This window comes from Rhizobium sp. PEPV16, from assembly GCF_008919455.1.
In the GTDB taxonomy this organism is placed as follows: domain Bacteria; phylum Pseudomonadota; class Alphaproteobacteria; order Rhizobiales; family Rhizobiaceae; genus Rhizobium; species Rhizobium leguminosarum_Q.
Genome location: NZ_VSZV01000349.1, coordinates 18,116 through 18,436 on the forward strand (window position 1 = coordinate 18,116; position 321 = coordinate 18,436).

The following is a 321-nucleotide window of genomic DNA, read 5'->3' on the forward strand; positions in this document are numbered from 1 at the left end:
GACCGCCACGACCACCGCTTTCGACCTGCCGCTGTCCCGCGCCGAGATCGCCGATTTTCTCGGGATGACGATCGAAACCGTCAGCCGCCAGATGACCAGGCTGCGCAAGAGCGGCGTCATTCGCATCGAGAAGTTTCGACATATCATCGTCCCCGACATGGATGAGCTGGAGCGGATGATCAGCGCGTGATCACGACGCGGGTATTGGCGAGGCCAGCCTGTGGCGCCAGCAGCGCTCCTCATCACATCACCCACCCGGGACCCCGTCCCCATTCAAGCTCGAACGAGGCAGATACATGAACAAGATCAAGGTCGCCAATC

1 protein-coding gene is annotated in these 321 nt (G+C 61.1%); it reads left to right on the forward strand.

Annotated elements, in window-relative coordinates; all coding sequences use genetic code 11:
- On the forward strand, positions 1–190 hold a 190-nt coding region (locus tag FY112_RS29860), incomplete at its 5' end, for a helix-turn-helix domain-containing protein (protein ID WP_151519986.1).
- Between the last annotated feature and the right edge of the window lie 131 nt (positions 191–321).